This window comes from Pseudomonas sp. NPDC087598, from assembly GCF_044743525.1.
GTDB lineage: Bacteria > Pseudomonadota > Gammaproteobacteria > Pseudomonadales > Pseudomonadaceae > Aquipseudomonas.
This window is the reverse complement of sequence record NZ_JBIUWQ010000015.1, coordinates 72,759-98,711: the sequence shown is the minus strand read 5'-3', so window position 1 is coordinate 98,711 and position 25,953 is coordinate 72,759. Positions and strand designations below refer to the sequence as shown.

Annotated in this window: 21 protein-coding genes; 12 read left to right on the top strand and 9 right to left on the bottom strand. The window is 59.0% G+C overall.

Annotation, left to right across the window (positions count from 1 at the left end; genetic code table 11):
* The first annotated feature begins 114 nt into the window (after nt 1–114).
* The 3 genes from ACIOWE_RS11435 (at nt 115) to ACIOWE_RS11425 (ending at nt 7,907) form a co-directional block, all read left to right on the top strand.
* Nucleotides 115–3,606 carry a calcium-binding protein gene (locus ACIOWE_RS11435; protein WP_401391075.1) on the top strand — a complete coding sequence of 1,164 codons (3,492 nt, stop codon included), beginning with the start codon at nt 115–117 and terminating at the stop codon, nt 3,604–3,606.
* Between the two features lie 303 nt (nt 3,607–3,909).
* On the top strand, nt 3,910–5,742 hold the full coding sequence (locus tag ACIOWE_RS11430; RefSeq protein WP_401391072.1) for a hypothetical protein: 1,833 nt from the start codon (nt 3,910–3,912) through the stop codon (nt 5,740–5,742).
* 176 nt (nt 5,743–5,918) lie between these two features.
* Nucleotides 5,919–7,907, top strand: a complete 1,989-nt coding sequence (locus tag ACIOWE_RS11425) for a hypothetical protein (RefSeq protein WP_401391070.1) — start codon at nt 5,919–5,921, stop codon at nt 7,905–7,907.
* Between the two features lie 63 nt (nt 7,908–7,970).
* On the opposite strand, the gene ACIOWE_RS11420 is transcribed toward ACIOWE_RS11425, so the two are convergent.
* The 5 genes from ACIOWE_RS11420 to ACIOWE_RS11400 form a co-directional block, all read right to left on the bottom strand.
* Nucleotides 7,971–8,549, bottom strand: a complete 579-nt coding sequence (locus ACIOWE_RS11420; RefSeq protein WP_401391067.1) for a hypothetical protein — start codon at nt 8,547–8,549, stop codon at nt 7,971–7,973.
* 73 nt (nt 8,550–8,622) lie between these two features.
* On the bottom strand, nt 8,623–8,853 hold the full coding sequence (locus ACIOWE_RS11415; RefSeq protein ID WP_401391065.1) for a hypothetical protein: 231 nt from the start codon (nt 8,851–8,853) through the stop codon (nt 8,623–8,625).
* Nucleotides 8,854–8,966: 113 nt separating this feature from the next.
* Complete coding sequence (locus tag ACIOWE_RS11410) at nt 8,967–9,557, bottom strand: LON peptidase substrate-binding domain-containing protein (protein WP_401391062.1); 591 nt, start codon at nt 9,555–9,557, stop codon at nt 8,967–8,969.
* A gap of 10 nt (nt 9,558–9,567) precedes the next feature.
* Nucleotides 9,568–10,284 (bottom strand): LrgB family protein, encoded by a 717-nt coding sequence (locus ACIOWE_RS11405; RefSeq protein ID WP_103303700.1) that lies wholly within the window; start codon nt 10,282–10,284, stop codon nt 9,568–9,570.
* A complete protein-coding gene (locus ACIOWE_RS11400; RefSeq protein ID WP_201236665.1) occupies nt 10,284–10,646 on the bottom strand; it encodes a CidA/LrgA family protein in 363 nt (120 codons plus the stop codon). The genes ACIOWE_RS11405 and ACIOWE_RS11400 overlap by 1 nt, the downstream gene beginning before the upstream one ends.
* A gap of 180 nt (nt 10,647–10,826) precedes the next feature.
* Between ACIOWE_RS11400 and ACIOWE_RS11395 the strand changes: the two genes are divergently transcribed.
* The 3 genes from ACIOWE_RS11395 to ACIOWE_RS11385 all read left to right on the top strand — a co-directional run bounded on the left by ACIOWE_RS11395 (nt 10,827) and on the right by ACIOWE_RS11385 (nt 13,789).
* A complete protein-coding gene (locus tag ACIOWE_RS11395) occupies nt 10,827–11,282 on the top strand; it encodes a MaoC family dehydratase (RefSeq protein WP_034153755.1) in 456 nt (151 codons plus the stop codon).
* A 110-nt stretch (nt 11,283–11,392) separates the two neighbouring features.
* Nucleotides 11,393–13,120 carry a C13 family peptidase gene (locus ACIOWE_RS11390; RefSeq protein WP_401391059.1) on the top strand — a complete coding sequence of 576 codons (1,728 nt, stop codon included), beginning with the start codon at nt 11,393–11,395 and terminating at the stop codon, nt 13,118–13,120.
* 27 nt (nt 13,121–13,147) lie between these two features.
* Nucleotides 13,148–13,789 (top strand): oxidoreductase, encoded by a 642-nt coding sequence (locus ACIOWE_RS11385; RefSeq protein WP_201236662.1) that lies wholly within the window; start codon nt 13,148–13,150, stop codon nt 13,787–13,789.
* A gap of 135 nt (nt 13,790–13,924) precedes the next feature.
* On the opposite strand, the gene ACIOWE_RS11380 is transcribed toward ACIOWE_RS11385, so the two are convergent.
* The 4 genes from ACIOWE_RS11380 to ACIOWE_RS11365 form a co-directional block, all read right to left on the bottom strand.
* Nucleotides 13,925–14,221: a YceK/YidQ family lipoprotein gene (locus tag ACIOWE_RS11380; protein WP_401391056.1), complete on the bottom strand. Its 297-nt coding sequence runs from the start codon at nt 14,219–14,221 to the stop codon at nt 13,925–13,927.
* Nucleotides 14,214–14,861: a flavin prenyltransferase UbiX gene (gene ubiX / locus ACIOWE_RS11375; RefSeq protein ID WP_158956780.1), complete on the bottom strand. Its 648-nt coding sequence runs from the start codon at nt 14,859–14,861 to the stop codon at nt 14,214–14,216. The genes ACIOWE_RS11380 and ubiX overlap by 8 nt, the downstream gene beginning before the upstream one ends.
* Nucleotides 14,858–16,207 carry a UDP-N-acetylmuramate:L-alanyl-gamma-D-glutamyl-meso-diaminopimelate ligase gene (gene mpl / locus ACIOWE_RS11370; RefSeq protein WP_201236659.1) on the bottom strand — a complete coding sequence of 450 codons (1,350 nt, stop codon included), beginning with the start codon at nt 16,205–16,207 and terminating at the stop codon, nt 14,858–14,860. Before mpl ends, ubiX begins: the two co-directional genes overlap by 4 nt.
* A 273-nt stretch (nt 16,208–16,480) precedes the next feature.
* Nucleotides 16,481–18,394, bottom strand: a complete 1,914-nt coding sequence (locus tag ACIOWE_RS11365) for a sigma-54-dependent Fis family transcriptional regulator (protein WP_401391051.1) — start codon at nt 18,392–18,394, stop codon at nt 16,481–16,483.
* A gap of 302 nt (nt 18,395–18,696) precedes the next feature.
* Between ACIOWE_RS11365 and ACIOWE_RS11360 the strand changes: the two genes are divergently transcribed.
* From ACIOWE_RS11360 to ACIOWE_RS11335, 6 genes are all read left to right on the top strand, one after another.
* A complete protein-coding gene (locus ACIOWE_RS11360) occupies nt 18,697–20,217 on the top strand; it encodes an aldehyde dehydrogenase family protein (RefSeq protein ID WP_201236657.1) in 1,521 nt (506 codons plus the stop codon).
* A gap of 280 nt (nt 20,218–20,497) precedes the next feature.
* Nucleotides 20,498–21,868: an ethanolamine permease gene (eat, locus tag ACIOWE_RS11355; RefSeq protein WP_401391047.1), complete on the top strand. Its 1,371-nt coding sequence runs from the start codon at nt 20,498–20,500 to the stop codon at nt 21,866–21,868.
* A gap of 265 nt (nt 21,869–22,133) precedes the next feature.
* Nucleotides 22,134–23,528: an ethanolamine ammonia-lyase subunit EutB gene (locus tag ACIOWE_RS11350; protein ID WP_401391044.1), complete on the top strand. Its 1,395-nt coding sequence runs from the start codon at nt 22,134–22,136 to the stop codon at nt 23,526–23,528.
* A 5-nt stretch (nt 23,529–23,533) separates the two neighbouring features.
* Nucleotides 23,534–24,358 carry an ethanolamine ammonia-lyase subunit EutC gene (gene eutC, locus ACIOWE_RS11345; protein WP_401391041.1) on the top strand — a complete coding sequence of 275 codons (825 nt, stop codon included), beginning with the start codon at nt 23,534–23,536 and terminating at the stop codon, nt 24,356–24,358.
* A 115-nt stretch (nt 24,359–24,473) separates the two neighbouring features.
* The gene (locus ACIOWE_RS11340) at nt 24,474–24,935 is read left to right on the top strand and encodes an N-acetyltransferase (RefSeq protein ID WP_074691599.1); all 462 of its coding nucleotides are present in this window, start codon (nt 24,474–24,476) and stop codon (nt 24,933–24,935) included.
* A 365-nt stretch (nt 24,936–25,300) separates the two neighbouring features.
* A complete protein-coding gene (locus ACIOWE_RS11335) occupies nt 25,301–25,951 on the top strand; it encodes a DedA family protein (RefSeq protein ID WP_103303711.1) in 651 nt (216 codons plus the stop codon).
* The last annotated feature ends 2 nt before the right edge of the window (nt 25,952–25,953 follow it).

Sequence of the window (25,953 nt, the reverse complement as noted above, 5' to 3'; positions counted from 1 at the left end):
GAAGCACCAACAACCATGACTGCAACTCTCGCACGACTCTACGGGAGCCCTTTCGTTCGCCCTCCGGTATGGAAACCGGCGCCGCATCGCGGCTACTTATAAAGGATTTAAACAATGTCAAAACTTATTCAACCCGCTGTCGAACTGGTAACTTTTCGCACACTGCAGATATCGGATATCGACTCTTCGGCCAATACCCACGCACCATCGGCCGGGCATCTGCAGTTATCTGCCGTTGTGCCTGAATCGGCTGCCAAGCCTGACCAGTCCCCGGCACCGACGCTCAAGTCCCTCGACAAACGCCATGGCCCACTGCGCATAGGCGAATTCACAGTATCCCGGGTCGAGCTTGATTTGCTCGGGGCGAGAATCGACGGGCAACACCTCAACCCGGACAACATCAATCTGAAAGTGGCCGATCAGGGCTTTCTCGACTCGATGAGCTTCGACCCGGCCAAAGTCGTCGCTCGAATCGTCGCCACAGACGTCGCCGCGAGCGAGACCGTGGCGACGCTGATGTTCGAGATTTCCACACTGCGCTCGGTCGATGCGCCAGCACTGATGGTCAGCGCCGAGCCTGTCACGCCCGGCAGCCAGGTCGATCGTCTGAACAAGCTGAGCAATGCCGCGCAGAAAATAGATATCCATCGTGTCGATGTGCTCGACTATTTGCCACCCTGGGTGCACAAAGGCAAAACCTACCTCACCAGCGGCGCCGGCGTGGGCTTGCAGGCTTATGGCATCTACAGCGGTTACATGGGCCTGGTCGATGCCATCAAGGTCGGGGATTGGGGTGAAGCGGCGTTCAATGGTGGCGCGATCTCTGCTGAACTCGGGTCTTTGATCATTGAGCGTGGTCTGAGCAAAACCGGAGAAGCGATGCTCCAGAATGGCTCGAAAGTGTTCGGGCAGTTCCCCGCCACCTCCGTGGGAAAATACCTTTCACGGGGCGCCGGGCTTATCGCCAGCCTGATCACATTGCCGTTCGACATTGTCAGTGCGATCAAATCGTTCAATGCAGCCGCCGCCACTTCAGGCAAGGAAAGCCAGGATCATTATGTCGCCGGCGGTTTGGCGGTGGCAGGTGCGGTGATCAGCATTGCGCTTGGCATCGCCGCCGTGGCCGGTTTTGGCGCCATCGCCGGCCCCTTGGGCATCCTCGCGGCGGTTGTGCTCATCCTCACCGCAGAAATTTATCGGGCGGTCAGGGTGGTCGACGACATCGATGACTACATCGAATTGACCGCCCACGAACGTTTGCGCTCCGGCTGGTTCGCCTTCACCCGGCAGGAGCTGGATGAAGACGTCATTGATCGCTTCAAAATCGCGCAGTTCTCCGCTCACTACGACAAACAACTGCAGAGCTCTACCCAGCAATTGCTTGAAGGCGCCTATAAGAACTACGTGGAACATGTCGTCAACGGCAGCTACCGAGTGGTGCTCGAACCGGTAAAAATCTGGCGTTACCAGTGGGACGAATCGCTGGGCGAAAAACCCTATACATCGGACAAGCTGCCTACCGTCATTGCCGCCGACGACCGCATCGACGCCCGCAACGGGCTGCCGGCCGGCCTCAAAGGCGTGATCACCGGCACACCCGGGGACGACAAGGCGATTTTGTGGCGACTGGGTGGTGGCAATGATCAGGTGGTCGGCGTACAGGCCCGGCCGAATATTTTCAGCTATGCCGAAGGCGAGAAAGTGCTGACCGGCGGCGACAAGAATGACGTGTTTTATTTCGAGGCCACCCGCCAGGAATTCGATCGAGTCGAGCAACCGGTAAAAGGCAGCGTCCTCGACGCAGGTGCCGGCAACGACACACTGACCTTCGAAGGCTCGCGCCCGACCAGCGATACCCGTCATGTGGGTTACGACGTAAACCTGCAGACCGGCAAGATCGCGCTGCGCAGTCACGATGCCACTGTCGCGGCGGTCGAAGTCGCGCAGATCCAATCCATCGAAAACGTTTCGACCCTGCGCAATGGTTCGAATCGAATCACCGGCAGCGACGAAGCCAATCAGATCTCGGCCAACGGCAACGACCATGTCACGGCCGGCGCCGGTGACGATACGCTGATCATCCGTGGCACGGACTGTCGGGTGGGCGGCGGCGCCGGCATTGATCGCTACTTCATTGCCGACACCGCAGCCCGCCCCGTGATCATCGAAGACGGGGAAGAAACGAGCATCATCGAATTTGCCTGGCCACTGGCGCGAATTCAGCGCTGGCAGGTCATTGGCACCTCCCTGGTCGTCACCAGCCTCAAAGGCGTAGACGGCGAAGAGCCCGACCATGTGTTGACCGTCGAGGGCGTTTATCAACAGATCGACGACAAACGCGTGATAAAAAACAGCCGACTGCTGTTCAAGACCCAGGACCGTTACGAACTGGAACCGGTCTTGGCGCTGGAACTGGCAGATGCCTTGGCACATGACGTCGATTGCCGGGTGCTGGTCATTGGTCAACGCCCGCCGGCGCCGCACATCGCCAACAGCGGCACGGTGGACATCTTTACTCAACCGGCCACGCATCACTTTGTTTCGCGCAGCGGATCGCGCCTGAAGATTTTCGCCCCTGCCAACACGCCCGTAGCCGCGCGAACCCTGCATCTGGACTACGACGCGAGAGAAATTCTCGATATCAGGGTCAGCTACGACGTCTCCGTCAGCAGCAATGCGGCGGGCGTCCGCTATTTGCAGTACGAACAGTTCAACCTATGGCTGCTTCTGCCATCGAAGACGCTTAATTTCACCGGCGTGATCAAGGCCAGAAAAGAACGCGATGGTCAGACCGGCTTCAACAACATCAAGACCACCCTCGTGCAAGTCAGGCACCCGATCGTCTTGATCATGCGCGATGGCACCTCGTACAACATCGCCGCGCCGCGCGTGCCTTACCGCGAAGACGCCGACGCTCCGGGCAGCAAAACCCTGACCGCCCGCGAATGCCTGCAACCAAGGCAAGGCAAATACCCGTTCGTCAGGCCTGGCCCCATAAAGCCCGTGCAACTGGGCGTCAAACCCCAGGCCATCAACTTTCCACCGCCGCCGCACAATGGCACTTACGTGTTGCACGGCCAGGCCTCTTCCTACGATGTCTATCCGGTCAGCAACAGCACGTTCAGCCTGTCCACTCCGGGAGCCATCGCGCAAATGTCCGACGCGTCGTCATGGACCATTTTCACCACGAAAATGACTGAAACAATTACCCGCGCCGATATCCGGCTGGACGCCCACCATCTGCAAATCGGCAGCGCCGTCGTTCAACTGCCAAGTGTCGATCATGCAGGTCCGGTGGAATCGATCAGCGTGGCGACATCGTCCGGCAATATTTATTCGGTCGAGTTGCTGTTTGAAGTGCTGCAACTCTATGTGATCGACGCGCAGGGCTACGCAGACGTCGACGCGTTGCTGGCCGATATTCGCCTGCAACGTGAAAAGAACGAGTTGGCGACAAAAATTACCGTCAAGAACATCGGTTTTACCCCACGCATGGCCGGAACGGTTTACTACGACTCGGTGGACAACTACTGGAGCATCGATAGCGATCCAACCGTGCGCATCAAAGAGCAGGACCTATTCATCGAGGCGAGCCAAACCGCCTGACGCTTTACCTGCTGGTTTGTGCCCGGTTCGCCCTCTGCGTCGAACCGGGTTTACCAGAGCCAGTCGACGGATCGGCTGGCTCATTGAACATGGAGTACAACTTTCATGCGGCAAACACCTCGACCACGCTCGCCTCTCGCGCCTGAACTGCCAGGCAGTTCCACCAAACGACCGCGTCTCGGTGACCCGGGCTTTGATCCATTCAGGGATTTCGCGAATTGGCAGCAGGGACTGGACTCCACGAACCCTTGGGACGCGCCGTCTACCGGGCCTTCCCCTGCTGATCTGCAACTAACACCTTCCGTGACCGTGCACGATTTGCCGACGACCAGTAATCCGACCATCCGCACGCCCGGTACACCATCATTAATGGATTACACATTCTCTCTGCCTTATTGGAACAGGACGATAGAACCTAACGCGGCCGGGGTGAAAGAATACGGCGGGAGTTACTTCGCGGATGTAGAAGTTGAAGGTAAAACGCATCATGCATTCGTCCAGTTTGACGAAAGCATCAATACGTACCGATTGAAGAAGTTAACGGAACTAGAGTCGGGCCCGGCGATTTACCGTTCCATCAAAAACAACCTGTGGAAGGAAGGCCGTCATCTGACCTTTCTAGACAGCGAACGCCATACGTTTTCCGAATCTGCGAGTGCCAACGGTTTCCACGAAGTGCGCAATGCCGGCGCCGCCAGCGACGCACCCATTGTCGCCCATGCCTACCGTGACCATAACCATCGCTGGGTGGAAGTTGACCTGTCCCAGCCCCGAGACACCATCCCGCCGCCGGTAAAACTGGCGCATTGGACGGATGGCGATCTCCGGCAAATGTACAACCTGACCGACGCCCAACTGCTGGAATTCCGTGCCGAGGCCGATACATCCGGCAACCCGCCGTCCTGGGTCACGCGCATCCAGCACCACCGTGATCATGAACAGGTGACAGAGTCATTGAGGTGGATCCACCCGACAATGCCCCTCAAGGAGCGTCGTCTTCTACTGCGCAGCTACAACCTGACGGCGTCGCAATTGAAGCGCCTGCGCACCGAGCTCGAAGGCGGCCAGATGCCCGCATGGGCCGAAGAACATAAACGCATGACCATGAACAAGGACGATGATCAGCGCTTCAAACTGATCGCCGAAGAACTTGAACATCACGTGCAGAAGCTGCGGACCCTGGGTAGCAAGTTCGCCCATGGCGACCCGACTTATCGCTATAGCAAGAACTTTCTTGCCGACTATACGGCCCGCCTCGGCTACCTGCGCAACACGTACGACGTGCTCTACCGTACCGATATACCGGCCATGTTCAGAGGTGAAACGCGAACACCGTTCGAACTGTCCAGGGACAGGCGCATGATTCATCGCAAGGGCAACCCGAGCGGCACGACCAGCAAACGGGCGTTCAGCGCGACCTTCGGCCTGAACAACGCCACGCGTTACGCCGCCACGAATGGTGGCTTCTTTCACGAGCTGCACTACAACTCGCAGGCCAACCTTCACCCCGGCATCAATCCGGACGCACGGGCGAAAAAAAGGCTTGCGAGCGATGAGTCCGACTCAGACGACAACGTCTCGCAAGGCCGCGACTGGGGCGGTGGCTACGACTCTGATGACAGCACCGTTTCCAATGAAATACGTGCTGGTGACGAATCCGACTCTGACAGTTCGTTCGTCTTCGATGACACGCGAAACTACACCTCCATGCGCCGCAAACAGACCACCTCGTTTGTTTATGCCATCGACACACGTGGCGTCGAAGTCGTCCCGGGGCACGAGGAAATAGCCCTCAACAACAAAGCCAGATTCATGTTCGACGAACTGGAAGGGCATATATCAATGCCCACTCGGGGCGTCAGTGCTGAAAGAATCTGGCTGGTGCGATCGGACCTCGGACGGGCAGCCCGAGTGGACGATATTTACGCAATGGCGGAGACCAACAACAAGCTCAAATATTACGAGAAGAGCATTTGGGCGGGCACCGACTTCGACAACCATCACCGGAGATCCCTCTGCGACGGACTCATCGACGAAATCGCCAGTTCTGGCGGCGTAGTGCTTGAACTGCCGAAAGGTGAACTCACCTTCGCTGACGACATCATCTGGCCAGTGCCTGAGCACTACCGAACCTGACCGTACAACACCGCCGACAGGCGCACGCCGGTCTCTGAACATCGAGCCGGCAACGGCTTCTTGATCATTCCACGAGCTGCTTAATGTGAAACGCCCGATGTGATGTCTATCACCACATCGGGAAACTTCAGTCAGCCATTGGATCGGCTGACTCATCGACATGGAGTCATATTTCAATGCGCAACAAACCGAAAGTCCCTCGATTAACGCCTGAAGTCGATACATCCACGCCTTCGACATCCCGCCCCATCACACCTGACAGCGGGCTGGAACACCTGGATCTGAATTTGCCCGGTCGCAACAGACCCAGTGGGTCGAACCCGCTTTCATCAGAGGGCGGACTGGAAGGTACATCAGGAAGAACAGTGCACACGGAGCCTGCCTTGACGGTATCGGTCACGCCGCTATCGGACATCGCCGCGGTGGCGCATACCGCCCCGGTTTCTCCCCTGCAATCCTACGTACAAAAACCTGCACGCGAATTATCCGCGCCCGACGCAGCCGGACTGAAGTCCTACAAAGGCAGGCAGTTCGCGGAGGTGGCTGGCGATCATGCAGAAAACAACACTCAGACCGTGATGGTGGCGTTCGATGACGCCATGAAAGCCTGGCGGGCAAAGCTGCCTTCCGAACGCAATCCCTCCGGACCACCGCTTTATCGAATCGCCAACACCAGCACATGGAGTTTGCGAAAGCCGATCGAGCATTACGAGCTTCTACTGCACACCTCGTCTTATGCTGCGGATTCCCGAGGCTACTACGCCGTACACAAAGAAATTACTAATCGGTTCGAAATGGGCGATGGCTCTTATTACGAGTCCAAAGTGACTCACAGAGATATCGGCTTCGCCTTCAAGGATGAAGATGGCAAGTTGATCCGAGTCGACCCACTTAGAGCTCGGGGAGATACCTCAGTTCCTGTGAAACTTGCACATTGGAGCGATGGCGAAATCTGGAGCGTGTACCGCTTGCGGGAGGCAGAAGCCCTGGTTTTTCGAAGCGAGGCAGAAGCGCTGGGGCGGGCACCTGACTGGGCTAGACGCGCCGAAGAACCGGACATCCACAAATACCTCACCGACTCATTGCGATGGGTACATCCGCAGAAATCCCTGGCCGAACGCACAGATATCCTGCGCGCCTACAACTTGAGCATCGCCCAACAGAATCGTCTGCGAAAGGACATGGAACGCGGCGTGTTTCCACAGTGGGCCGAACAGCACAAGCAATTGACCCAGAGCAATGACGATCAGCGATTCAGGCAGATTGCCGAAGAACTGGATCCGTACGTTCTCAGATTGAGAAACGAAGGCGAATATACCGACGACTCTTTACCCGACGTTGACCAACGCTACGACCGTCAGTTTCTGCAAAGCTATCTGGAGCATGCAGGTTACAAACGTAATGTGCACAACTCGCTGTATCGGACTGACATCCCGGGGATGTTTCGCGCGGATCTGCGCACGCCTTTCGAACTGGCGCGCGACAAACGGCTGATAAAACTGCGTGGCAATCCCTCCGACACGACCACCAAACGGGCCTTGAGCGCGACATTTGGACTGGCCAATGCATTGACCTACCTGAGTTTTGATTACTACTCCAACCCTCGGCATTACAACAGCCAGGCCAATCGCTATCCGGGGCATTTCAGTGACAGTGATTCGTCAACCGGAAATCGACACAGCACAGACGGGGAATCTGATACATCGTTTGAAATGGACGACTCGCGTGACTACCCACTGCTGCGACGCAAGCAAAAACTCGGCTTCCTTTATGTCATCGACACCCGTGGCGTCGAGGTCGTACCCCGGGTGGAAAACATTTATCTGAACAACACGGATTTTGACGGCGATACACTCGAAGGCCGGATATCAATGCCTACGCGGGGCATCAGCGCCGACAGGATCTGGCTGGTGCACTCGGACTTGAAGCGGGCAGCGCGGGTTGAAGACATCTTTCGGCAAGCGGGCGAAGACGCCGAGGAAATCGAGAGTGCAACGTGGGCAGGCGCAGACGCCGACGCTGAGTATCGCGTGGGCTACACCCCTTACGATGCACTGATCAATCGAGTGGCCGAGGCAGGCGGAAAGATACTCAACTTGCCGAAAGGTAACGGTACATTTGCCAATGACATTGTGTGGCCCGTTCCTGAACATTACAGAACCTGATTCGCAAAATAATTTGAACGGGTGAAATACGCCATTCATTGCACAAGTGAATGGCGTGCTTCATCAAGACTCAGCCGGGAGTTTATCAATAAGCTTGAACACAAAAACCACCGGCTTATTGTTATAGGCAATATGCCCCGTCACATTGGGATCCACACTTTTAAAAATATCCATTCTATTAACCGTGTCGCGATATAACGGCTTTTTATTCGACTCACTCGCCAGCCCGATATAAGTCGGGCCGTTTTCAAGATCACTCAGTCTGGCTCGCATCAACCCCGTCTTACTGATGAAAAAAAACTCACTCCGTTCGTTCTGACTGACCAGCAGATTGTGCGTATGACTCTCTATCACCAGACGTGCGCCATCATTCACACCGCGCAGCACAATATGGATCGTGTAGCTGTCGCCCTGTGGCGTGAATTTCAGCAGCAGCGGTTTGTCATCCTCATGGTCGGCGAGGGTGATAAAACTCGATTCGCGCAGGTCCGCCAGCGCCACTTCAGTATCCAGCTTCTCACGTTGGGTTATCCGCGAGTCGCGTAAACGCTGTTTCAAGCGTTGCTGATTAAGCACCACTGGCAATCCGTTAACGTAGAGATTTGCGGTAAATGCAGTGTTGTCTCTTTTATTCGTAGACATAAAACCACCTCCACGCAGAAGTCTTGCTGCTTAGCCATCCGCAGCAACTGATCCTTCTGCAAGACAAGAAAATTCAGGCCACAGCCATCGGAGCGAAAGACTCTGCCGTAGCGGAAACACGAGGAATATCGTTGAGAGGAATTCTGGCGGCCTTGCGTTTACGACGCTCAATGACCATCAAATCGGCGTAGACCGCCGCCGCTTCTATAACGTGATTAACGTTATGGTCGCTGCCGGCATGTTTAAAAATATACCTACCGGCAATATCGTCCCAGAACGCCCACTCATCTTCATAAACAGTCATGATTTTTCCTTATTATTAACCAGATCACCCGCGTCCTGCGGGCAACTTGAAGTTATGCCAAAGAAAAAACCAAAACAATGCTGGCAGGCGCCATGAGTTGATTCAAAGTACAACTAGGCGAACAGTTCACCCTGTAATTCATCGAGCAAGGCCTGAATCGCATCCAGCCGTTGCTGCGGGTCATCCAGTTGCAACAGGTCGATCTTGTCTTCTTCAGCAAAGGGCAACAGATAAGCCAATTGGTTTGCCAGGGATTGCTGGCCCACCGCTTCGCTGCCCATGCTCAATGCTTCGACCATCGGGTGCTCCGCCAGCGCCTTGAGCAACGCCACCAGGTCGGCGTCTTCGTCCTGCAACGGTTGCTCGGGCTCATCGTCCAGCCACTCGACGTCGGCGAGGATCAACTGGTCGCGTTGCACTTCAGTGCGCAGCACGTGGAAGCGGCGACCGCCCTGCACGCGAATCCCCAGCAGACCGTTGTCCTGCTGCTGAAAGTCAGTGATGCGCGCCTCGCACCCGACCAGGGCAAAACCTTGCGGTGCGACGCCGACTTCATGGCCATCGAGGATGCACACCACGCCAAAGCCGCCGCCCTGTTTCATGCAGCGGCCGATCATGTCCAGATAGCGCGCTTCGAAGATCTGCAAGTCGAGGTTGCAGCCGGGAAACAGCACTGTGTTCAGCGGGAAAAGCGGCAGACTCATAGACATTTCCTTACACCACCATCGACACCGCCAACGGCAGGAACACCGCCGTGGCCACGCCCATCAGACTCATCGCCAGTGCCGCGAAGGCGCCGCACTCCTCACTTTCCTGCATCGCCACCGCCGTGCCGACCGCGTGCGCGGTCATGCCCAGCGCCATGCCGCGCGCCTCGGGGCTGTGTACGCCGAGACGGTTCAACAGCGCCGGGCCGAAGATCGCGCCGATCACCCCGGTGATCAGCACGAACACCGCTGCCAGCGCCGCAACGCCACCGATCTGCTCGGCCACCAACATCGCAATCGGTGACGTCACCGACTTCGGCGCCATGGTCATCAGAATCATGTGCTCGGCACCGAACCACCAGCCCAGCGCCACGCCCATGCCCGTGGCGACCACCCCGCCTATCACCAGCGTAGTAAAAATCGGCCAGAACAATTGGCGGATACGCCGCAGGTTGAGATAAAGCGGCACTGCCAGCGCGACGGTCGCCGGTCCAAGCAGAATGCTCAGAATCTCGGTGCTCTTGCGGTATTCGGCATAGGTCAGGCCACAGCCCACCAGCACACCAATCACCAACAGCATGGAGACCAGCACCGGTTGCAGAAAGATCCAGCGGGTTTTCTCGAACGCCGCCAGCACCAGTTGATAAGCACCGAGGGTGATGCCGATGCCGAACAGTGGATGGTGAATCACCGACGCCCAGGCGCCGTGCCAATCGAAGAGCATCAGGACTCCTCCGAATGTCGCGCGTGACGTTTGACCAGACGCTGCATCAGCACCCCGGCGAAGGCCATCGACAGGATCAGCGACACCACCAGTGCACCGACAATCGCCCAGAAGTCGGCGGCAATGTCCGCGGCATACACCATCACACCCACCGCGGGCGGCACCAGCAGCAGCGGCAGATAACGCAGCAAACTGCTGGCGGCAAGGTTCAGCGGCTCGCCGACTTCACCGCGAATGATCAGGAATATCAGCAGCAACAGCAGGCCGATGATCGGCCCCGGCAGTACCGGCAACAGCAAATGATTGAGTGCCGTGCCGAGTAATTGGAACAGCACCAGCAGGGTCAGGCCACGTAACAACATCTGACATCTCCGACAGAAAGCGCCCGGCATTATAAGCACGCCTGCGCTATGGATCGGCATTCGCCAAAAGCATGGTCGGTTGACCTGAGCAAATCGCCATGATGATCTACAGTGGTTCGCAGGGCGGTCAAATCCCCCACCTGAAAAACTATAAAACCGATGAACCCAAGGAGAGTCTCAATGCCCTATGTTCCAGTTGCAGAGCTCAAAGATTATGTCGGCAAGGAACTCGGACGTTCCGAATGGCTCACCATCGATCAGGAACGCATCAACCTGTTCGCCGAAGCCACCGGTGATTATCAGTTCATTCACGTCGACCCGGTCAAAGCCGCGCAAACACCATTCGGCAGCACCATTGCCCACGGTTTCCTGTCGTTGTCGCTGATCCCGAAATTGATGGAGGACATCCTCGTGCTGCCGCAAGGCGTGAAGATGGTGGTCAATTACGGCCTGGACAGCGTGCGTTTCATTCAGCCGGTGAAGGTCAATTCCAAAGTTCGCCTGAAGGTCGATCTGGGCGAAGTGACCGAGAAAAAACCTGGCCAGTGGCTGCTCAAAGCCACCGCGACACTGGAGATAGAAGGCTCGGACAAACCGGCCTATATCGCCGAACCGCTGTCGCTCTGCTTCGTTTAAGCGCCGGGATGCGAAACAGCGCACGCTGTTTCGCATCCGCTTCCTTCCGGCGGCTGTATAAGGTCACATAGCTGCGGCATACTCGGTCGCCTAATTGCCCGGATCCCGCTATGCGCCCACTCGCTTCTCTTGCCCCCCTTGCCTTGACCCTGATGCTTGCCGCTTGTGGCGACGGCGAATCGCTGTTGCCGCCGGATGCGCGCCTGCCGGACGGCGGACGCTATCGTGGCGAGTTGGTCGATGGCTTGCTGCAGGGTCAGGGGCGCGTCGACTACCCTAATGGCAGTTGGTATGCCGGGCAGTTCGACAAGGGCCAGTGGCATGGTCAGGGCGAATGGCACGGCAGTAATGGCGAGGTCTATCGCGGCCAGTTCCAGCAAGGGCTGTTCGACGGGCAAGGCAGCCTGACCACCAACGCCAGCAGTTACACCGGCGGGTTCAAACTCGGTCGACGCGATGGCGAAGGCACCCTCAAGGAAAACGCCATGACCTACCGTGGCGAGTTCAAGGCCGATCAATATTCCGGGCTCGGCCGTCTGGAAATGGATGACGGCAGCTCCTATCAAGGCCAGTTCGCCCACGGCAAACCGAATGGCGAAGGCCAGCGCGGCGACGCCAGCGGCAACTCGTTCACTGGCCATTTCGTCAATGGCCAACTGGAAGGCAACGGCACGTTCAACAGCGCCGACGGCGACATCTATGTCGGTGGTTTCAAGAACAATCAATTGCACGGCAAGGGCCGCTACGAAAACGCTGATGGCGACGTCTGGCTCGGTCAGTTCAAGGAAGGCGCGCTGACCGGCAAGGGTGAACTGATCGGCGCCGACGGCAGCCATTACGTCGGCTCGTTCAGCGACTGGCGCTTCAGCGGTCAGGGCCGCTTGAACCTGCCCGACGGCAGCTTCTACATCGGCGGCTTCGACAGCGACAGCTACACCGGACGTGGCACCCTGGTGCTGACCGATGGCAGCGTGCTCAGCGGCACCTGGATCAACGGCCAGCGTGTGCGCGATGCCGACGGCAAGTTGCTGCCCGACACCCTCGAACTCGGCCTGCTCGCTCAGGGTCGCCTGCTCGACGACGCACTGGCCGCCATCCCGGCCTCGACGCCTGCGGTCGAGTTGTACACCCTGACGCTCGGTGGTGACGGCAAACAGAGCGTGTTTCTGCGCGAGTCCGATTACGTCGCCAACATGCTCAGCACACGTTTCGGCGCCTATGGCCAGATCCGTCTGGTCAACCATCGCGACCACCTCGGCGACCGGCCGATGGCCACCCGCGAAAACCTGCGCCGCGCCGCGCAAACCCTGGCCGAGCGCAGTGGCCCGGAAGACTTGCTGTTCATCTACCTGACCAGCCACGGCACCGCCGAACACGAACTGGTGCTCGACCAGCCGCGCATGGAACTGGCCGACCTGCCCGCCGATGAACTGGCCGCCGTGCTCGCGCCGCTGAAAAACCGCGACAAGATCATCGTGATTTCCTCATGCTATTCCGGCGGTTTCATCCCGGCCCTCAAAGACGAACGCACGCTGGTCATGACCGCCTCGCGGGCCGATCGAGTGTCCTTTGGCTGCTCCGAAGAGGCCAACTTCACCTACTTCGGCGATGCGCTGTTCGCCCAGGCGCTGAACCAGACCGACGATCTCGAACAAGCGTTCAAACTGGCCAAGGCCACCGTTGCCGAACGAGAACTGGCGGACAATTTCGAAGCCTCGGAGCCGCAAATCTGGGCGCCGAAAACCGTGCTGTCACACTGGCAACTGCTGCGCAAACAGCAAGCCAGAAAAGCGTTGCAAAGTGCTGCATTGAACGACGGAGCGACAAACAGCAACTAAGCTGAACAGTATCAAGGGAGAGACACTATGTACTTGACGCCTCAGCACGTATTGCTTGCCGGAGCCACCGGATTGACCGGTGAACATCTACTCGACCGTTTGCTCAATGAGCCAACAATTACTCGCGTGCTCGCCCCTTCGCGTCGGCCATTGGCCGAACATCCGCACCTGGAAAACCCGGTCGGCGATCCGCAGGTTTTTCTGCCGCAGCTCAGCGGTCGCGTCGACATCGCTTACTGCTGCCTCGGCACAACCATCAAGCAGGCTGGCTCGGAACAGGCGTTCCGTGCGGTCGATCTGGACATGGTCGTGGCCTTCGCCAAGCGTGCGCGGGAAATGGGCGCGCGACACCTGATCGTGATCAGCGCCATTGGCGCCGATCCGAAATCATCGGTTTTCTACAATCGGGTCAAGGGTGAAATGGAAGAAGCCCTGCGCGCGCAAGACTGGCCACAGTTGACCATTTGCCGGCCATCGCTGTTGTTGGGTGAACGCACTGAGCCACGTCTGGCCGAACAGTTGGCCGGGCCGTTGTCGAAGTTGATTCCGGGTAAATACCGTGGCATCGAGGCGTGCCAACTGGCGCGGGCGATGTGGCGGTTGGCGCTGGAAGAGCAGGATGGTGTGCGGGTGATCGAGTCGGATGATCTGAGGAAGCTCGGCAAATAGTCTTATGGTGTCTGGGCTGACCTCTTCGCGGGCAAGCCCGCTCCCACAGGGATCTTCAGCGAGTACAGAATTTGTGAGCGCCATCAAAACCTGTGGGAGCGAGCCTGCTCGCGAATGGAGTGCAAAGCACTCCCCCTACAATCCGCCCGTCGCCTGAAACCCCACGCCAATGACGGTCAGCAAAGACAACGGCAGCAACAACGTATCGAGCAACGCACTCGCCGGCAGATCCACCCCCGGATAGCTCGGTGCCTCAGCGCCAAACCGATCCATCGCGCAACACCCGCCATTCATTGCATACAAATCCAGCCGCGTCCCTGAATACACCACCGGCGCCCCAGGCTTGGCCGCATCAAGCGTTCGCGCGGTGGCGCACCCCGTCAGATGCAGCGCCAGCACTGTCACCAGCAGAGACGCCAGCAGCTTATTCATCGCTGCTCAGATGATGCTCGCCCCAACGTGGCAGCATGTCCTGAGGTATCCCCAGCAGATTGAGAATCCGTGCCACGACGAAATCGATCAGATCGTCGATGGTCTGCGGCTGGTGATAAAAACCCGGAGACGCAGGAAGAATGGTCACGCCCATGTTCGACAGCTTGAGCATGTGCTCCAGATGAATGCTCGAATACGGCGCTTCACGCGGCACCAGAATCAACTGGCGACGCTCCTTCAACGTCACGTCTGCCGCACGTTCGATCAGGTTGTTGCAGGCGCCCGTGGCAATCGCCGACAACGTGCCCGTCGAGCACGGCACCACGACCATCGCGGCGGGAGCACCGGAGCCCGAGGCTACCGGCGACATCCAGTCTTCCTTGCCGTAAACACGGATCTGCCCGGCGGCAGCCCCGGTGTATTCGGTGAGGAAGGCCTGCATCGTCTGCGGCTTGGGCGGCAGCGTGACGTCGGTCTCGGTGGCCATCACCAATTGGGCTGCCTTGGAGATCAGGAAGTGCACCTCGCGATCTTCACGCACCAGACAATCGAGCAGGCGCAAACCGTACTGCGCGCCTGAAGCGCCGGTCATCGCCAGCGTGATGCGTTCCGGGCCGTTGCTCTCGAAACGAGTGTTCATTGCAGCGCCTCGGCGAGTTTGCCGTGCAGGCCGCCGAAGCCGCCGTTGCTCATGATCACCACGTGGGTGCCGGGCTGAGCCTGGCTCTTCACACGTTCGATGATGCCTTCCAGCGAATCACTGACAATCGACGGCACGCTGCACAGCGCAGCGGTCGCGCCCAGATCCCAGCCAAGATTGGCCGGTGCGTACCAGATCACCTGATCGGCATCGTTCACACTCTCCGGCAAACCGTCACGGTGCGCGCCGAGCTTCATCGAGTTGGAGCGCGGCTCGATGATCGCGATCAGCGGTGCATCGCCGATGCGTTTGCGCAGGCCGTCGAGCGTGGTGGCAATCGCCGTCGGGTGATGGGCGAAGTCGTCGTAAATGGTGATGCCGCGTACTTCGGCGACTTTTTCCATGCGACGTTTGACGTTCTTGAACGCACTCAGCCCGGCGATGCCCATCGACGGCACAACGCCGACGTGACGCGCCGCCGCCAGCGCGGCCAAGGCGTTGGCGACGTTGTGCTGACCGGTCAGCTCCCACTCGACCGTGCCTTGCGACACGCCTTCGAACATCACCTCGAAGGCCGAGCCGTCGTCTTTGAGCAATTTGACCTGCCACTGACCGCCGACGCCGGTAGTCTGCACCGGGGTCCAGCAGCCCATCTCGATCACACGCTGCAAGGCCGGCTCGGTGGTCGGGTGAATCACCAGGCCTTCGCTCGGGATCGTACGGACCAGATGATGGAATTGCCGCTCGATCGCTGGCAGATCCGGGAAAATGTCTGCGTGATCGAACTCAAGGTTGTTGAGGATCGCGGTGCGTGGGCGGTAGTGAACGAACTTCGAACGCTTGTCGAAGAACGCGCTGTCGTATTCGTCGGCTTCGATCACAAAGAACGGCGTACCACCCAAACGTGCCGATACCGAGAAATTCTGCGGTACGCCGCCGATCAGGAAACCCGGGCTCATGCCGGCGTGTTCCAACACCCAGGCGAGCATGCTGCTGGTGGTGGTTTTGCCGTGGGTGCCAGCGACAGCCAATACCCAGCGACCTTGCAGCACATGATCGGCCAGCCACTGTGGGCCGGAAACGTATGGCAGGCCTTTATTCAGCACATATTCCACCGCCGGATTGCCGCGGGACATGGCGTTGCCGATCACCACCAGATCCGGCGCCGGATCGAGCTGGGCCGGGTCGTAGCCCTGAGTCAGCTGAATGCCTTGGGCCTCAAGCTGTGTGCTCATCGGCGGATAGACGTTGGCGTCGGAGCCGGTCACGTGATGGCCCAGTTCTTTGGCCAGAACGGCCATCGAGCCCATGAAAGTCCCGCAGATACCCAGAATATGAATGTGCATAGTCGACCTCGTAAAACATGGCCGCAGGTTAGCGTAGGGAGGGGGAAATCGCACTCTTTAGGTGATGGGGCGGGATTGGTTGGACAATGAATCTCGACATGGCTGCAGATTGCTACCCCTCACCCCAGCCCTCTCCCGAGGGAGAGGGAGCCGATCTTTGCTGCTCTCAAATCCTGTGTTCACCTCGATAGCTCAGGTCGGCGTAGCGCGAGAGAACAACTCGGTCAGTCCCCTCTCCCTCTGGGAGCGGGTTAGGGTGAGGGTGAGGGGCTTCTAACTGACCCGCCGCTCAATCCCATGCTTGCGCAGTTTTCGGTAGAGGGTGTTGCGGCTGACGCCGAGCTGTTGCGCCGTGTGCGTCATATGCCAGTGCGTTTGCTCAAGGGCACTCAGCAATGCCGACCGCTCGGCATCTTCCAGCGGGTGTTCGGATGTCGGGGTTTCCACCACTGGCGGCCGCAACTGCCTAATCATTGCCGGCAAATCCTCCAGCCCGATCCGCCCTTCATCACACAACGCCGCCAGCGTACGCAGGACATTGCGCAACTGGCGCACGTTCCCCGGCCAGTTGAACGCCAGCAATGCCTGCCGCGCCGGCTCTGCGAGCAGAATCGTTTCGCCGCCAGCCTCCTCGGCCAGCAAGAAGTCCAGCAACTGTGATTTGTCGCTGCGCTCGCGCAACGCCGGCAACGCCACTTCCAGGCCATTGAGCCGGTAATACAAATCCTCGCGGAAACTGCCGTCCGCCACCCGCTCCAGCAGATTGCGGTGAGTCGCACTGATAATCCGCACGTTGACCGCTTCCGGCTCGCCGCCGATCGGCACCACCTGTCGATCCTCCAGCACCCGCAGTAATCGGGTCTGCAAGGCCAGCGGCATGTCGCCGATTTCATCGAGGAACAACGTGCCGCCGTCGGCCTGCTGCAACTTGCCGCGCATGCCGTCCTTGCGTGCACCGGTGAAGCTGCCGCCGCGATAGCCGAACAGCTCGCTCTCGATCAGGCTCTCGGGAATGGCCGCACAGTTGAGGGCGACGAAGGCCTTGCTTGAGCGTTGACTGGCCTGATGCACCGCTTTGGCGAGCGCCTCTTTGCCGGAGCCGGTTTCGCCATTGATCAACAGCGGTACATCGCGTTCGAACACGCGCAGGGCTTTGCGGAAGTCCGCCTGCAACGCGGCATCACCAAGGCAGATGCCCGACAGACGTGGCGCCTCGGGCACTACCCTGACGGGCATGATCGGCGTCGGCTTGCGCGACTCGCCGCGCAATACGGCAAACAGATGTCGACCATCGCGGGTGCGCAACGGCCAACTGGCGCTGGCATTGGCACTCGCGCGGCCGAGCAATTCATCCAGCGAACTATCGAAAAACGCCTCCACCGGTTTGCCCAGCAAACCACCGCGAATATGCCCAAGCAAATTCAGCGCACTCTGGTTGACCGCACTGATCCGCCCTTCTCCATCGAACGCCAGCAAACCTTCGCTGAACAAGCCCACCGATTCGGCCTGCAAGTGAAAACGCAGCAACCATTGATTATCGAAACAGCGCAGGAAGTAGCAGCTCTCAATCATCTTCGCCGACAGATTGACCAATGCCATGGTGTGGAACTGGCTCTGTCGCGAAACATCGTGGCGCGCCGACGACACGTCGAGCACCGCGAGCAGTTCGCCATGCGGATCGAACACCGGACTCGCCGAACAGGTCAGGCCGGTGTGACGGCCGCGAAAGTGTTCATCTTGATGAATGGTCAGGGCCTGACGCTCGACCAGGCAGGTGCCGATGCCGTTGGTGCCTTCGCAGGCTTCGCTCCAGTCGGCACCGAGCCAGAGGCCGGCGCGTTCGAAGATCTTGCGTTCGGCAGGTGCGGTGACGCAGTTGAGGATCACCCCACGCGCATCCGTCAGCAAAACCGCGTGGCCGGCGCCGGAGAGTTGTTGATGCAGGCTGCTCATTTCATTGCCGGCGATCTGCAACACCTGCTGCAGACGCTCGCGGCTTTCGAGGACGCGCCCGTGTTCGAGCACGGTGGGCGCCATGCTCAGGGCCGGATCGAGGTGATAGTCCTCAAGACAGCGCAGCCACGAGCGGGCAATCGATGGATCGGCTCCCGGCCCGTGCAGGTGCGATTTGCCCTGTGTGGCCGTGAGAACCTGTTGGGCATGGCGACTCAAATGGTTGTCGTGCATTTCTTATTGTTCTCCCCGAGGCTCGGCGGCCCAATGCTTGAGGTGACGCCCAGCATCCTCCAGCCGCTACGGCATTGCAATGCTGGCAAGACTGCCCGGTCACAGGCTGTGCCGAAAACGGTACAAAGTGTCACGACACCTGTACCGAAAGCGTCACAGACGCAATCCGCTCGTCCGACAAAAACCACGCAAGACCTTGATTTACCTGACCTGCACGGCAGTGGCCCGACCTTTGCTCTACGCTTATAGCAAGCGCACTTGCGCGTTTCTCTAATAAGTACAAAGCCAAGGAGAACATCATCATGCGTTACGCTCACCCCGGTACTGAAGGCGCCAAAGTCTCGTTCAAGAGTAAATACGGTAACTACATCGGCGGCGAGTTCGTCGCGCCTGTCAAAGGTCAGTACTTCACCAATACCTCGCCAGTGAATGGCCAGCCAATTGCCGAATTCCCGCGCTCCACTGCCGAAGACATCGACAAGGCACTGGACGCCGCCCACGCCGCCGCCGATGCGTGGGGCGCGACCTCCGTGCAGGCGCGCTCGCTGATCCTGCTGAAAATCGCCGACCGTATCGAACAGAACCTCGAACTGCTGGCGATCACCGAAACCTGGGACAACGGCAAAGCCGTCCGTGAAACCCTCAACGCCGATATCCCGCTGGCCGCCGACCATTTCCGCTACTTCGCTGGCTGCCTGCGCGCCCAGGAAGGCAGCGCTGCCGAAATCGACGGCAACACCGTGGCTTATCACATTCATGAACCACTGGGCGTGGTCGGTCAGATCATCCCGTGGAACTTCCCGATCCTGATGGCCGCGTGGAAACTCGCGCCAGCGCTGGCCGCCGGTAATTGCGTAGTACTCAAGCCCGCCGAACAGACACCGCTGGGTATCACCGTGCTGATGGAGCTGATCGGCGACCTGCTGCCGCCGGGCGTACTCAACGTCGTGCAAGGCTTCGGCAAAGAAGCCGGCGAAGCACTGGCGACCAGCAAACGCATCGCCAAGATCGCCTTCACCGGCTCGACCCCGGTCGGCTCGCACATCATGAAATGCGCCGCCGAAAACATCATTCCGTCCACCGTTGAGCTGGGTGGCAAGTCGCCGAACATCTTCTTCGAAGACATCATGCAGGCCGAGCCGACGTTCATTGAGAAAGCCGCTGAAGGTCTGGTCCTGGCGTTCTTCAACCAGGGCGAAGTCTGCACCTGCCCTTCCCGCGCACTGGTGCAGGAATCGATCTACGACGAGTTCATGGCCGTCGTGATGAAGAAAGTCCTGCAAATCAAACGTGGCGATCCGCTGGACACCGACACCATGGTCGGCGCACAGGCGTCCGAACAGCAGTTCGACAAGATTCTTTCCTATCTGGAAATCGCCAAGGGCGAAGGCGCCGAGTTGCTGACTGGCGGCAAAGTGGAAAAACTCGAGGGCAATCTGTCGACCGGCTATTACATCCAGCCGACCCTGCTCAAGGGCACCAACAAAATGCGCGTGTTCCAGGAAGAAATCTTTGGCCCGGTGGTGAGCATCACCACCTTCAAGGATGAAGCCGAAGCCCTGGCCATCGCCAACGACACCGAGTTCGGCCTCGGCGCCGGCCTTTGGACCCGCGACATCAACCGCGCCTACCGCATGGGCCGCGCCATCAAGGCCGGTCGTGTGTGGACCAACTGCTACCACCTGTACCCGGCGCACGCCGCGTTCGGCGGGTACAAAAAGTCCGGCGTCGGCCGTGAAACCCACAAGATGATGCTCGATCATTATCAGCAGACCAAGAACCTGCTGGTGAGCTACGACATCAATCCGTTGGGCTTCTTCTAAAACCTGAGGGGCGACACTGATGTTTCGGTGTCGCCCTGTCTACCGCTTTCGCGAGCAGGCTCGCTCCCACATTTGCACCGAGTAACCCTGTGGGAGCGAGCCTGCTCGCGAAGGCGTCCTTAATGACACAACCCAAGGCCTGGCCGCTCTGGCACGGCCCTTGCGTACCCGTCATTCAGGATTTGCTCGACAACTGCCGCTGCGTGAACAGCATCCACCCACCTAACCGCGACACCCGAAAGTCCAACAGATCAAACAATAAAAAAGACAGCGAGGACTTATGACTTCCACCACACAGCTCAAACCCACACTCGGCACCCTGCACCTCTGGGGCATTGCCGTCGGCCTGGTGATTTCCGGCGAATACTTCGGCTGGAGTTACGGCTGGGGCACCGCGGGCACTCTGGGTTTTCTGGTCACGGCGCTGATGGTCGCGACGATGTACACCTGCTTCATTTTCAGTTTCACCGAACTGACCACCGCAATCCCACACGCTGGCGGGCCGTTTGCCTACAGCCGTCGTGCGTTCGGCGAGAAGGGCGGACTGATCGCCGGTATCGCCACGCTGATCGAGTTCGTCTTCGCGCCACCGGCGATTGCCATGGCCATTGGCGCTTATCTGAATGTGCAGTACCCGGAGCTTGATCCGAAGATCGCGGCGGTTGGCGCGTATTTCGTCTTCATGACCCTGAATATTCTTGGCGTCAGCATTGCCGCAACCTTTGAATTGGTGGTCACCGTACTGGCGGTCGCCGAATTGCTGGTGTTCATGGGCGTGGTCGCGCCGGGCTTCAGCTTCAGTAACTTCGTGCTTAACGGCTGGTCGGGTTCGAACGAGTTCACCATGGGCTCGATCCCCGGGATCTTCGCGGCGATACCGTTCGCGATCTGGTTCTTCCTCGCCATCGAAGGCGCGGCCATGGCCGCCGAAGAAGCCAAAGACCCGAAACGCACGATTCCCAAGGCTTATGTCAGCGGGATTCTGACCCTGGTGTTCCTCGCCATCGGCGTGATGGTGATGGCCGGCGGTGTCGGCGACTGGCGTCAACTGTCGAACATCAACGACCCACTGCCGCAAGCAATGAAAGCCGTGGTTGGCAATAACTCATCGTGGATGCACATGCTGGTGTGGATCGGCCTGTTCGGTCTGGTGGCGAGTTTCCACGGCATCATTCTCGGCTACTCGCGACAGTTCTTCGCCCTCGCCCGCGCCGGTTATCTGCCGAAAGGTCTGGCCAAACTCTCGCGCTTTCAGACGCCACACCGGGCGATTCTGGCCGGCGGCGTGATCGGCATCGCGGCGATCTACAGCGACGGTCTGGTCAATCTGCAAGGCATGACGCTGACTGCTGCAATGATCACCATGTCGGTGTTCGGCGCGATCGTGATGTACATCATCAGCATGCTCAGCCTGTTCAAACTGCGCAAAACCGAGCCGAACCTGGAACGCACTTTCCGCGCACCGGGCTACCCGGTAGTACCCGCCATTGCGCTGTTCCTGGCGGTGGTGTGCCTGGTGGCGATGGCGTGGTTCAACACGCTGATCGGTTGTGTGTTCATGGGTTTCATGGCCGCCGGTTATCTGTATTTCCAGCTGACCGCCAAGCAACGCGCCGAAGCGCCGGCAGACGCTATGCTCGAAGGTATCTAGTTGCACCGGCACCGGGCCTTTCACCAGGTGCCCGCTATATAGAAGTGCATACACCTCCCTTGTGCGGGGGATGAACCTGTGGCGAGGGGATTTATCCCCGATCGGCTGCGAAGCAGTCGTAAACCCATTTATCGCTGTGTATCTGATACTCCGCGATCTCAGGGTTTGGGGCCGCTGCGCGCCCCATCGGGGATAAATCCCCTCACCACGGAGTCCGTTCCCACAAGGAACTGAGTTATCCACAGAATCAAGAGGACACCGCCCCATGGCCGCATTTGCCCATTCCGTCGGCGCCCAGACCTTTCGCTTCGACAGCCTCAAGGATGTGATGGCCAAGGCCAGCCCGGCGCGCTCCGGGGACTTTCTCGCCGGTGTCGCCGCGCTCAATGACGGCGAGCGCGTGGCTGCGCAAATGGCACTGGCTGACATTCCGCTAACGCATTTCCTACAGGAAGCGCTGATTCCTTATGAGTCCGATGAAGTCACCCGACTGATCATCGACACCCACGACAAACAGGCCTTCGCCGTCGTCAGCCATCTCACCGTCGGTGGTTTTCGCGACTGGCTGCTCAGCGACGCCGCCGATGAAACCAGCCTGCGCGCCCTCGCCCCCGGGCTGACGCCGGAAATGGTCGCGGCAGTGTCGAAGATCATGCGCGTGCAGGATCTGGTGCTGGTCGCACAAAAAATCCGCGTCGTGACGAAATTTCGCGGCACGCTCGGCCTGCGCGGGCGCCTGTCGACTCGTTTGCAACCCAATCACCCCACTGACGAGCCTTCCGGTATTGCCGCGAGCATTCTCGACGGCCTGCTGTACGGCAACGGCGACGCAATGATCGGCATCAACCCGGCCACCGACAGCATCGCTTCGATCTGCGCGATGCTGGAAATGCTCGACGCGATCATCCAGCGCTACGACATCCCGACCCAGGCCTGCGTGCTGACCCACGTCACCACCTCGATCGAGGCGATCAACCGTGGGGTGCCGCTGGACCTGGTGTTCCAGTCCATCGCCGGCACCGAAGCGGCCAACGCCAGTTTCGGCATCAACCTGAATGTCTTGCAGGAAGGTTATGACGCCGGCCTGAGCCTGAATCGCGGCACCCTCGGGCAAAACCTGATGTATTTCGAAACCGGTCAGGGCAGCGCGCTGTCGGCCAACGCCCACCACGGCGTCGATCAACAGACCTGCGAGACACGGGCCTACGCCGTAGCGCGACATTTCAAGCCATTCCTGGTGAACACCGTCGTAGGATTTATCGGCCCGGAATACCTCTATAACGGTAAACAGATCATCCGCGCCGGCCTCGAAGACCACTTCTGCGGCAAGTTGCTCGGCGTACCGATGGGCTGCGACATCTGCTACACCAACCACGCCGAAGCCGATCAGGACGACATGGACACCCTGCTGACCCTCTTGGGTGTCGCCGGGATCAACTTCATCATGGGCATCCCCGGCTCCGACGACATCATGCTCAATTACCAGACCACTTCGTTCCACGACGCGCTCTACGCGCGCCAGACCTTGGGCCTGAAACCGGCGCCAGAGTTTGAACAATGGCTGGCCAGAATGGGCATCTTCACCCAAGCGGACGGCAAGGTGCATTTCGGCAATAACCTGCCGCCGGCCTTCCGCCAGGCCTTGGCGCAACTGGGATGAGTCTTATGCAAAAACCGCCTGTCGACCCGCAAAACCCATGGCTGGAACTGCGCCGCCTGACCCCGGCACGCATAGCCCTCGGCCGCACCGGCACCAGTCTGCCGACCAGCGCTCAACTGGATTTCCAGTTTGCCCACGCACAAGCGCGGGATGCGGTGCATCTGCCGTTCGATCATGCAGGGCTCAGCGCGCAACTCAGCGAGCGCGGGCGCGAAAGCCTTTTACTGCACAGCGCGGCGACGGATCGCAACAGCTACCTGCAACGCCCGGACCTGGGGCGCAAGTTGAGCGCAGACTCGGCGCAGAGCCTGCGTAATTACGCGGCGGCACATCCGGGCGGCGTTGATCTGGCGATTGTCGTGGCGGACGGCTTGTCGGCACTGGCGGTGCATCGGCATACATTGCCGTTTCTCACCCGCCTGGAAGAGCAGATGAGCGCTGACAGCTGGTCCATGGCCCCCGTCGTTCTGGTCGAACAGGGCCGGGTCGCCGTCGGTGATGAAATTGGCCAACTGCTCGGCGCAAAAATGGTCGTGATGCTGATCGGTGAGCGCCCGGGCCTCAGTTCGCCGGACAGCCTCGGTTTATATTTCACCTACAATCCAAAGATCGGACTGACCGATGCCTACCGCAATTGCATTTCCAACGTGCGGCTGGAGGGTTTGAGCTATGGGATGGCGGCGCATCGCTTGCTGTACCTGATGCGCGAAGCCTGCCGGCGGCAGCTGTCGGGGGTCAATCTGAAGGACGAAGCACAGGTTCAGACGCTGGAGTCGGACGCAGGTGCAGATATGAAAGGAAATTTCCTACTGGATGCGCCCTCAACCTGAACCGTTTCCGCATTGCGTTTCTGCGCAGGTTTCAGGCAGGATCGATACACGGCCGCCAGGGTTTCCCATCGCCGTCAGAGCAGTTGAAGACAGCCACTTGAAGACGAGACCTATCATGCGGATTATTCAAGCGACCCTCGAACATCTGGATTTGTTGACTCCGTTGTTCGTCAAATATCGCGAGTTCTACGGTTCCCTGCCTTATCCGGACTCCTCCCGCGCGTTTCTCGAAAAACGCCTGCGCCGCAAGGAATCGGTGATCTACCTGGCTCTGGCCGATGATGACGACAAGAAACTGATGGGGTTCTGTCAGTTGTATCCAAGCTTTTCCTCGCTGTCGCTCAAGCGCGTATGGATCCTCAATGACATTTACGTCGCCGAAGACGCCCGCCGCCAACTGGTCGCCGACAACCTGATCCGCACCGCGAAGAAAATGGCCAAGGAAACCCAGGCCGTGCGCATGCGCGTGTCCACCAGTGCCGATAACGAGGTGGCGCAGAAAACCTATGAATCGATCGGATTCAAGGAAGACACCGAGTTCAAGAACTACGTGCTGCCGATCAGCGAAGAACTCTGACCCCTGGACCGACTTCGGATAGCTCCTGTGGCGAGGGAGCTTGCTCTCGCTGGGCTGCAAAGCAGCCCCAAACCTCAACACCTCGATCCCGCAGGCTCACCGCATGCCTGCGGATTCGGGAGTGCTGCGCCCTCCAGCGGGAGCAAGCGCCCTTGCCACAAAAAACACTCGCCACCAAAATCCATGCCTCCCTGACAAATCCTCACACCCCGACATCCCCCGCTACAAAACCAACGCGCTTTTCATCTTTCAGACCGTATAATCCCGATCTTTCCGGCTTGTAAGAAAAACTACACCCCGTTGTAGGCTTACACGAAGTCATCCGCACAGGCCTGCCGAGTCGGGCCATCACCACAGGTGCCTCCATGGATTTCAACCCGCTCGACCTTATCCTGCATCTCGACGTTTACCTCGATTTGCTGGTGAACAATTACGGGCCATGGATCTACGCCATCCTGTTCCTGGTGATTTTCTGCGAGACCGGTCTGGTGGTCATGCCGTTCCTGCCGGGCGATTCGCTGCTGTTCATCGCCGGTGCCGTTGCCGCTGGCGGAGGCATGGACCCCGTGCTGCTGGGCGGCCTGCTGATGCTGGCGGCAATCCTCGGCGACAGCACCAATTACGTGATAGGACGAACGGCTGGAGAAAGGTTGTTCAGCAACCCGAACTCGAAAATCTTCCGTCGCGATTACCTGCAACAGACTCACGACTTCTACGACAAGCACGGTGGCAAAACCGTGACCTTGGCGCGTTTCCTGCCGATCATTCGTACCTTCGCACCCTTCGTCGCCGGCGTGGCGAAGATGCCCTACCCACGCTTCTTCGGTTTCAGCGTGTTCGGTACCGTGCTGTGGGTCGGCGGTCTGGTGACGCTGGGTTACTTCTTCGGCAACGTGCCGTTCATCAAGAAGAACCTGTCGCTGCTGGTGGTGGGCATCATCCTGCTGTCGCTGGTGCCGATGATCATCGGCGTCGTGCGCAGCCGTTTCGGCGGCACCAAAGCGCAATCGCACTAAGC

What these genes read in the sequence shown, in the direction of transcription:
- ACIOWE_RS11435 (WP_401391075.1), top strand. Translation starts at nt 115, where the DNA reads ATGTCAAAACTTATTCAACCCGCTGTCGAACTGGTAACTTTTCGCACA.
- ACIOWE_RS11425 (WP_401391070.1), top strand. Translation starts at nt 5,919, where the DNA reads ATGCGCAACAAACCGAAAGTCCCTCGATTAACGCCTGAAGTCGATACA.
- ACIOWE_RS11420 (WP_401391067.1), bottom strand. Translation starts at nt 8,549, where the DNA reads ATGTCTACGAATAAAAGAGACAACACTGCATTTACCGCAAATCTCTAC.
- ACIOWE_RS11415 (WP_401391065.1), bottom strand. Translation starts at nt 8,853, where the DNA reads ATGACTGTTTATGAAGATGAGTGGGCGTTCTGGGACGATATTGCCGGT.
- ACIOWE_RS11410 (WP_401391062.1), bottom strand. Translation starts at nt 9,557, where the DNA reads ATGAGTCTGCCGCTTTTCCCGCTGAACACAGTGCTGTTTCCCGGCTGC.
- ACIOWE_RS11405 (WP_103303700.1), bottom strand. Translation starts at nt 10,284, where the DNA reads ATGCTCTTCGATTGGCACGGCGCCTGGGCGTCGGTGATTCACCATCCA.
- ACIOWE_RS11400 (WP_201236665.1), bottom strand. Translation starts at nt 10,646, where the DNA reads ATGTTGTTACGTGGCCTGACCCTGCTGGTGCTGTTCCAATTACTCGGC.
- ACIOWE_RS11395 (WP_034153755.1), top strand. Translation starts at nt 10,827, where the DNA reads ATGCCCTATGTTCCAGTTGCAGAGCTCAAAGATTATGTCGGCAAGGAA.
- ACIOWE_RS11390 (WP_401391059.1), top strand. Translation starts at nt 11,393, where the DNA reads ATGCGCCCACTCGCTTCTCTTGCCCCCCTTGCCTTGACCCTGATGCTT.
- ACIOWE_RS11385 (WP_201236662.1), top strand. Translation starts at nt 13,148, where the DNA reads ATGTACTTGACGCCTCAGCACGTATTGCTTGCCGGAGCCACCGGATTG.
- ACIOWE_RS11380 (WP_401391056.1), bottom strand. Translation starts at nt 14,221, where the DNA reads ATGAATAAGCTGCTGGCGTCTCTGCTGGTGACAGTGCTGGCGCTGCAT.
- ubiX (WP_158956780.1), bottom strand. Translation starts at nt 14,861, where the DNA reads ATGAACACTCGTTTCGAGAGCAACGGCCCGGAACGCATCACGCTGGCG.
- mpl (WP_201236659.1), bottom strand. Translation starts at nt 16,207, where the DNA reads ATGCACATTCATATTCTGGGTATCTGCGGGACTTTCATGGGCTCGATG.
- ACIOWE_RS11365 (WP_401391051.1), bottom strand. Translation starts at nt 18,394, where the DNA reads ATGCACGACAACCATTTGAGTCGCCATGCCCAACAGGTTCTCACGGCC.
- ACIOWE_RS11360 (WP_201236657.1), top strand. Translation starts at nt 18,697, where the DNA reads ATGCGTTACGCTCACCCCGGTACTGAAGGCGCCAAAGTCTCGTTCAAG.
- eat (WP_401391047.1), top strand. Translation starts at nt 20,498, where the DNA reads ATGACTTCCACCACACAGCTCAAACCCACACTCGGCACCCTGCACCTC.
- ACIOWE_RS11350 (WP_401391044.1), top strand. Translation starts at nt 22,134, where the DNA reads ATGGCCGCATTTGCCCATTCCGTCGGCGCCCAGACCTTTCGCTTCGAC.
- eutC (WP_401391041.1), top strand. Translation starts at nt 23,534, where the DNA reads ATGCAAAAACCGCCTGTCGACCCGCAAAACCCATGGCTGGAACTGCGC.
- ACIOWE_RS11340 (WP_074691599.1), top strand. Translation starts at nt 24,474, where the DNA reads ATGCGGATTATTCAAGCGACCCTCGAACATCTGGATTTGTTGACTCCG.
- ACIOWE_RS11335 (WP_103303711.1), top strand. Translation starts at nt 25,301, where the DNA reads ATGGATTTCAACCCGCTCGACCTTATCCTGCATCTCGACGTTTACCTC.